This window comes from Streptomyces sp. NRRL WC-3549, assembly GCF_000721935.1.
GTDB lineage: Bacteria > Actinomycetota > Actinomycetes > Streptomycetales > Streptomycetaceae > Streptomyces.
Window position 1 is genome coordinate 29,531 of record NZ_KL585445.1, and the last position, 7,453, is coordinate 36,983.

Here is a 7,453-nt window from a genome sequence, read left to right on the forward strand (position 1 = left end):
CACCCCGGCCCCGGACCCCGCTCCACCCGCCACCCCGGCGGCCGACGACCACGACGTCCTGCTGCGCCGGCTCCGCGAGCTCGGCGAGCTGCACGCGGCGGGCATCCTCACCGACGACGAGTTCAGCACCGCCAAACAGGCGGTGCTGAAGCGGCTCTGATCCCACCGATCAGGAGTTCCCCGTGAATCCTGCCCGATATCGGGCAGGATTGTTGCGAAAGTCGTCCACCCCGAGCAATATCAACGGGTGCTCGAACGCCACGCGTCCCATGACGACCTGATCGACCACCTCGTCCGCTCCACCGCGCTCCAGCGCGGCGAGGCGGCCCGGGTGGTCCTCGACGTGCTGGCGTACTTCAACGAGACGACCGAGGACTTCGTCCGACGCCGCCACCGGGAACTGCAGGCCGGCGGACTCGTGAACACGGAGATCTTCGAGCGGATCGCGGCCGAGCTGCCGCACCGCGCGGTGGCGCCGCAGGAGCTCTCGCTCCGCCAGCTGCGCCGCGTCGTCTACGGCTGAACGGACCGGGGCAGGCCGGGGCACGGACTTTTGTACGTCGATGGAGGGCAGAGACGCTATGTGCGGGATCGTCGGATACATCGGGAAGCGTGACGTGGCCCCGCTGCTGCTGGAAGGCCTGCAGCGGCTGGAGTACCGGGGCTACGACTCCGCGGGCATCGCCATCACGGGCAAGGCCGCGGCGGGCAGGCCGGGCGCCCTGAAGACCGTCAAGGCCAAGGGCCGGGTCCGCGACCTGGAGGCCAGGGTCCCCAAGCGGTTCGCCGGGACCACCGGCATCGCCCACACCCGCTGGGCCACCCACGGCGCCCCGAGCGACGAGAACGCGCACCCGCACCTGGACGCCGAGGGCAAGGTCGCCGTCGTCCACAACGGCATCATCGACAACGCCTCCGAGCTGCGCGCCAAGCTGACCGCCGACGGCGTCGCCTTCCTCTCCGAGACCGACACCGAGGTGCTCGTCCACCTGATCGCCCGGGCCCAGGCCGAGACCCTGGAGGAGAAGGTCCGCGAGGCGCTGAAGTCGGTCGAGGGCACGTACGGCATCGCCGTTCTGCACGCCGACTTCACCGACCGCATCGTCGTCGCCCGCAACGGTTCCCCGGTGGTGCTGGGAATCGGCGAGAAGGAGATGTTCGTCGCCTCGGACGTGGCGGCCCTGGTCGCCCACACCCGCCAGATCGTCACGCTGGACGACGGCGAGATGGCCACCCTCAAGGCCGACGACTTCCGCACCTACACCACCGAGGGCTCGTCCACGACGGCCACCCCGACCACGGTGGAGTGGGAGGCCGAGTCGTACGACATGGGCGGCCACGACACCTACATGCACAAGGAGATCTCCGAGCAGGCCGAGGCCGTGGACCGCGTGCTGCGCGGCCGCATCGACGACCGGTTCTCCACCGTGCACCTCGGCGGCCTCAACCTGGACGCCCGAGAGGCGCGCGGGGTCCGCCGCATCAAGATCCTCGGCTGCGGCACCTCGTACCACGCGGGGATGATCGGCGCCGGCCTCATCGAGGAGCTGGCCCGCATCCCCGCCGACGCCGAGCCGGCGTCCGAGTTCCGCTACCGCAACCCGGTGGTGGACCCCGACACCCTGTACGTCGCCGTCTCGCAGTCCGGGGAGACCTACGACGTGCTGGCCGCCGTCCAGGAGCTCAAGCGCAAGGGCGCGCGCGTCCTGGGCGTGGTGAACGTGGTCGGCTCGGCCATCGCCCGCGAGGCGGACGGCGGCATGTACGTCCACGCGGGCCCCGAGGTCTGCGTGGTCTCCACCAAGTGCTTCACCAACACCGTCGTCGCCTTCGCCCTGCTCGCCCTGCACCTGGGCCGCATCCGCGACCTGTCCGTCGCCGACGGGAAGCGGATCATCGAGGGCCTGCGCCGGCTGCCCGGGCAGATCGGCGAGATCCTCGCGGCGGAGGACGAGATCAAGAAGCTGGCCGAGGAGTACGCGGGCGCCCAGTCGATGATGTTCATCGGCCGGGTACGGGGCTACCCCGTCGCCCTGGAGGCATCCCTGAAGCTCAAGGAGATCTCCTACATCCACGCGGAGGCCTACCCCGCCTCCGAGCTGAAGCACGGCCCGCTCGCCCTCATCGAGCCGGCCCTCCCCACGGTCGCGATCGTCCCCGACGACGACCTCCTGGAGAAGAACCGGGCCGCGCTGGAGGAGATCAAGGCGCGCAGCGGCCGCATCCTGGCCGTCGCCCACCGCGAGCAGGAGAAGGCCGACCACACCGTCGTCGTGCCGAAGAACGAGAACGAGCTGGACCCGATCCTGATGGGCATCCCGCTGCAACTGCTCGCGTACCACACGGCGCTGGCCATGGGCCGGGACATCGACAAGCCGCGCAACCTGGCGAAGTCGGTCACCGTCGAGTAGCCGGACCGGGCCCCGGGCCCGAACCGGGAGGGGCGGCTCCCGCAGGAGCCGCCCCTCTCCCCGTGCACGCCGAACTCCTGGGCGCACCAGGCGGCCTGACGGCGACTCGGCACACGAGGAGGTCCGGCGGCCCTCAGGGAATGACGATGACCGGGCGCTGGGCACGCCGCGCGAGACGGCCCGCCACCGACCCGAAGAGCCGCCCCACGAGACCGTGTGTGGAGCCGACGACGATCGCGTCCGCCGAGTACTCCCGGCCGACCTCCTCCAGCTCGTGGCAGATGTCCCCGCCGCGCTCGACGAGCACCCACGGCACCTCGGCGAGGTAGTCCGCGCACGCCAGTTCCAGGCCGAGGACCTCGGTGCGGTGGTCGGGCACGTCGACGAAGACGGGCGGCTCGCAGCCGGCCCAGACGGTGGTCGGCAGCCGGTTGGCCACATGGACGATGATCAGTCCGGAGCTCAGCCTGCACGCCATACCGATGGCGTAGGCGAGGGCTCGCTCGCTGGAGGTGGAGCCGTCGAAACCGACCACGACCCCATGCCGGAAGGCGGGGTCGCAGGACGGGCGTGACTCTCCGACCGGCTGCGGGTCCGACCAGGGATCGGCGACCTGCTTGCGGTCTGCGGGTTCGGGGATTTCGTGACCGGCCATCGGTGTCTCGGCGAAGAGAGTCCTCGTGAGGAGGGAGCGGTGTGAAGGTGTCAGCGAGCGGCGAAGCTGTGTCCGGGAATCATCTTCCCAAGCCCTTACCCCCAAGGGTACGGCGCCACTCCTCCGCTGCCCATCCCTCACAAAACGCATGCGGCATTGCAGGGAGCATGCCCGAGAAGGCCCCGTATGGCAATGCCGGATGCGCCGTACATCCAGCTCCTCGCGCCGGGTGGGGCCGCCCCCGGCGCCCGCCGGGGGTGGCCGCCCGGATCGCGTCGCGGCGGCCGAATGCCTCGCGCGCCCCAGACGCCCGACTGTCACAGCACGCCATCGGCCGACTGCGCTTCGTCCACCCCGCGGAGACATTACGGTCCATGGCGAGCCCAGGGGCGCACTGAAGCTCACACGGTCACGGGAAGTGCGCCGGTCACATGACTGGAATCCGCGTACACAACCGTTGGTTTTCAGCCAACTTCACCGACACCGCTGTTTCTTGCCGTCATGGCCGACCGACCCACGTGCCACCAGGCAGGAATAGACCGCGCGGTACGCTTTGAACCGATGGGGACGGGCCAAGATCATCAAGCCCGCTTCCCAGCGGGGTACGGGAGTGGAACGCTTCGTGATCGACTGCTTCGCGCCAAGTTGCCTTGTCGACATAGTGGCCATGGGGGAACGTGTCACGTCAGCACCGTGGAACGCAGTAGATTCGATCTTGGGCATCGAGGACTGGGGACGCGTGCGAGACCGAGGGGAAACGTGCAGGTGCGACAGGCCCGTAAGGACCAGGGAGACGCGAACACCGAGGGGGGCTTAGCGTCATGAGCCAGGACTCCGCCACCGTCACGGAGGCCGCACGGAAGCTGACCGGGCGGCGACGCCGAGAGGTCGTAGCCGTACTGCTGTTCAGTGGTGGCCCTATCTTCGAGAGCTCCATCCCGCTCTCCGTTTTCGGGATCGACCGCCAGGACGCGGGAGTCCCGCGGTACCGCCTGCTGGTCTGCGGCGGGGAGGACGGGCCGCTGCGCACCACGGGCGGCCTCGAACTCACCGCCCCGTACGGCCTGGAGGCGATCAGCCGGGCCGGCACCGTCGTGGTGCCCGCCTGGCGGTCCATCACCTCGCCGCCGCCCGCGGAGGCGTTGGAGGCGCTGCGCCGCGCCCACGAGGAGGGCGCGCGCATCGTCGGGCTGTGCACGGGGGCCTTCGTCCTGGCCGCCGCCGGCCTCCTGGACGGGCGCCCGGCCACCACGCACTGGATGTACGCGCCGACGCTCGCCAAGCGCTACCCGTCCGTGCACGTCGATCCGAGGGAGCTGTTCGTCGACGACGGCGACGTGCTCACCTCGGCCGGCACGGCGGCCGGCATCGACCTGTGCCTCCACATAGTCCGCACCGACCACGGCACCGAGGCGGCCGGCGCACTGGCCCGCCGGCTCGTCGTGCCGCCGCGGCGCAGCGGCGGTCAGGAGCGCTACCTCGACAGGTCTTTACCCGAGGAGATCGGCTCGGACCCGCTGGCCGAGGTGGTGGCCTGGGCGCTGGAGCACCTCCACGAGCAGTTCGACGTGGAGACGCTGGCCGCGCGGGCCTACATGAGCAGACGGACCTTCGACCGCAGGTTCCGTTCGCTCACGGGCAGCGCCCCGCTCCAGTGGCTGATCACCCAGCGGGTGCTGCAGGCGCAGCGGCTGCTGGAGACGTCCGACTACTCGGTCGACGAGGTGGCGGGCCGCTGCGGCTTCCGCAGGGCGCGGCCCTGGAGAGCGCCGCCACGGTGCTGGAGACGTCCGTTCCCGCCCAGGGCACGGCGTCGAGCCGGCGGGCCGTCGTAGGGGCCTCGGCACCGGCGCCAGGGGGCTCCCCGGAGCCCCTGGGGCCGGGCCCCGAGGGAGATGTTCCCGGTCGCCCGGCCCTGCCCGGGCAGCGGAGCGCCCCGTAGGGTGGGACGCATGAACGACCGCATGGTGTGGATCGACTGCGAGATGACCGGGCTCTCGCTGGCGGACGACGCACTCATCGAGGTGGCCGCACTGGTCACCGACTCGGAACTGAACGTGCTCGGCGACGGGGTGGACATCGTGATCCGCCCGCCGGACGCGGCCCTGGAGACCATGCCCGAGGTGGTGCGGCAGATGCACACCGCCTCGGGCCTCCTCGACGAGCTGGCCGGGGGTACGACCCTCGAGGACGCGGAGGAGCGGGTCCTGGCCTACGTGCGCGAGCACGTGAAGGAGCCGGGCAAGGCCCCGCTGTGCGGGAACTCGGTCGGTACCGACCGCGGCTTCCTCGCGCGGGACATGCCGTCGCTGGAGGGCTTCCTCCACTACCGGATCGTTGATGTGTCCTCGGTCAAGGAGCTGGCGCGCCGCTGGTACCCGAGGGCGTACTTCAACAGTCCGGACAAGAACGGCAACCACCGGGCCCTCGCCGACATCCGTGACTCCATCACGGAGCTGCGGTACTACCGGGAGGCGGTCTTCGTCCCGCAGCCCGGTCCGGACTCGGTCCGCGCCAAGGAGATCGCGGCGCGCGTGTCACAGCCCACCGGGGAGTGACCTCCCTGGTCACGGCCCCTTCGGGGCTCCGTGACCGGGCCCCGGGGAATGGTGGCGCGAGCACCCTCCCGGACCCTGTACACTTTTTCTCGGCCGGTCGGAAACGACCGGACGACATGGTGGGTATAGCTCAGCTGGTAGAGCACCTGGTTGTGGTCCAGGATGTCGCGGGTTCAAGTCCCGTTACTCACCCTTGATGATCAAGGCCCGACCTGTGCAAACAGGTCGGGCCTTCGTCGTGCTCAGAAAGCATCGAGCGCTCCGGCGACGAGCCCTCGGCCCCCCGTCCTCGGCCGGGTCGCCGGGGTCGCCGGGGTCGCCGGGATTTCCCCGCATGGACCCCGCACGACCGGGCACGCGTGTCTTACGGGCCCTGCCGCGCAATCCCCCGACGCGGCAGGGCCCACCGGCCTCCCGGCCCGGGCCGCCCCCGCGGTGCCGCTGTGACCGGACCGTCTGCCCCCGCGAGCGAGGCGTGCTCAGCGCGCGGTCGCCGGCTCCCCCGTGGCCCTGCGGGTTCCACGGGTCTCCAGGTGGGCGATCACCTGGGCGTGGAAGCGGTCCACCGCGTCGTCGACGCTGCGGATGAACCCCGACTCGGCGCTGCCCCGGCCGTTGCCCATGCCCTTGAACAGGGAGAGGCGGAAACCGGCGATGTCCGCGCCGTCCTTGGGCAGCAGGTCGGCCGGCTCGGGGCGCAGCCGTTCCAGCGTCCCCCGCGGGCCTGCGCCGCCCTCGACGAGGGTCTCGATGTGCAGGTCCGCGGGTGCGGCGGCGAGCTGCCGGATCAGCCGCTTGGCGCGGCTGAGCGGATAGCCCTGCTCGGACACCGCCACCTCGATGGAGGTGCGGAGCTTCCCCGTACGCAGGTCCGCGGTGAGGGCGAGGACGCCGGGCGTCCCCTCGATGCGCAGTTCCGAGTGGAGCCTGCCCTGGGAGCAGAGCTGGTCGGCGAGGTCCGCGCGGCGCGCCCGCGGGTCGGCCCCGCGCTTGGCGCGCTGTACGGGCAGCACCTTGTGCCCGAGCTCACCCCCGAGCCGCAGGCAGACCTGGCGGACGAGCCGCTCCCAGCTCTCGATGACCTCCACGGCCCGGGGATCGCCCTGGCAGAGGGTCTCGTCGTCGATCCCCTTGCGGACCGGCACCCAGGCGGAACCCATGTTCTGGAACCCGTGGCAGCCCGAATGCTCGTGCTGGAGGTAGTGGAGCAGTTCCTGCAGCAGCCAGGCGTGCGCGGCGTTGCCCACCCCCTCGTGGCGGATCAGCATCTGCGCCTGGTGCGCGACCTCGGCCCAGGACAGGTGCCAGAGCGCCACCTTGTGCTTGCGCCGGCCGTCGATCTTGACGTCGACGAGGGGACTGCCTTCCAGGGCCACGTCGTTGGTCAGGGTGATGACGGCCTCGTAGCCGCGCCGCGCGGCGATGTCCATGTACGCCTGCACCTGGTCGGGTCTGAGGGCGTTGCCGTTCGTCTTCGTCTCGACCAGGGCGGTCCACAGCTTGCCCGCCCGCTCGACCCGGATGACACCGTCCGGCCGCCGGGGGGAGTCCCCGTGCGGCAGCGAGACCTCCGTGAACGTCTCCATACGCCCGGCGGGCGCCCCGAACCCGGCGGTCAGGCGCCGCCCGAACTCGGGCACCTGGGTCATCACCGACAGCAGGACCGAGGTGGCGCGCGTCTCGCGCTCGCGGTCGTTCTTGAGCGCGGAGAGCGGGAAGAGCCGGGCCGTGCGCCAGGAGTCGTTCTCCGCCAGCGACTTCTTCGCCGTCCTGGGTAGGGTGACCTTCTTCCTGGCCGTACGCGGTCGGGCCTGCGGCTTCGGCTGCCC

Annotated in this window: 5 protein-coding genes, 1 tRNA gene and 2 pseudogenes; 6 read left to right on the forward strand and 2 right to left on the reverse strand. The window is 71.1% G+C overall.

Annotated elements, in window-relative coordinates; all coding sequences use genetic code 11:
- Nucleotides 1-61 precede the first annotated feature (61 nt).
- From IH13_RS46305 to glmS, 3 genes are all read left to right on the forward strand, one after another.
- Nucleotides 62-160 (forward strand): SHOCT domain-containing protein, encoded by a 99-nt coding sequence (locus IH13_RS46305; protein ID WP_420713440.1) that lies wholly within the window; start codon nucleotides 62-64, stop codon nucleotides 158-160.
- Between the two features lie 87 nt (nucleotides 161-247).
- Nucleotides 248-523, forward strand: a complete 276-nt coding sequence (locus IH13_RS0134350; RefSeq protein WP_031090778.1) for a hypothetical protein — start codon at nucleotides 248-250, stop codon at nucleotides 521-523.
- 58 nt (nucleotides 524-581) lie between these two features.
- Nucleotides 582-2,411 carry a glutamine--fructose-6-phosphate transaminase (isomerizing) gene (gene glmS, locus IH13_RS0134355; RefSeq protein ID WP_031090779.1) on the forward strand — a complete coding sequence of 610 codons (1,830 nt, stop codon included), beginning with the start codon at nucleotides 582-584 and terminating at the stop codon, nucleotides 2,409-2,411.
- Nucleotides 2,412-2,544: 133 nt separating this feature from the next.
- Here the strand turns inward: glmS and IH13_RS0134360 are convergent, their stop codons facing one another.
- Nucleotides 2,545-3,066, reverse strand: a complete 522-nt coding sequence (locus IH13_RS0134360; protein ID WP_031090782.1) for a universal stress protein — start codon at nucleotides 3,064-3,066, stop codon at nucleotides 2,545-2,547.
- Nucleotides 3,067-3,887: 821 nt separating this feature from the next.
- Here IH13_RS0134360 and IH13_RS39240 point away from each other — a divergent pair.
- From IH13_RS39240 to IH13_RS0134375, 3 genes and pseudogenes are all read left to right on the forward strand, one after another.
- A pseudogene (locus IH13_RS39240) lies at nucleotides 3,888-5,008 on the forward strand (helix-turn-helix domain-containing protein).
- Between the two features lie 10 nt (nucleotides 5,009-5,018).
- The gene (orn, locus tag IH13_RS0134370; RefSeq protein ID WP_031090784.1) at nucleotides 5,019-5,624 is read left to right on the forward strand and encodes an oligoribonuclease; all 606 of its coding nucleotides are present in this window, start codon (nucleotides 5,019-5,021) and stop codon (nucleotides 5,622-5,624) included.
- A gap of 119 nt (nucleotides 5,625-5,743) precedes the next feature.
- A tRNA-His gene (locus IH13_RS0134375) sits at nucleotides 5,744-5,816 on the forward strand.
- A gap of 287 nt (nucleotides 5,817-6,103) precedes the next feature.
- On the opposite strand, the pseudogene IH13_RS0134380 reads toward IH13_RS0134375, so the two are convergent.
- Nucleotides 6,104-7,453: pseudogene (locus IH13_RS0134380) on the reverse strand (TerD family protein); the annotation flags it as partial.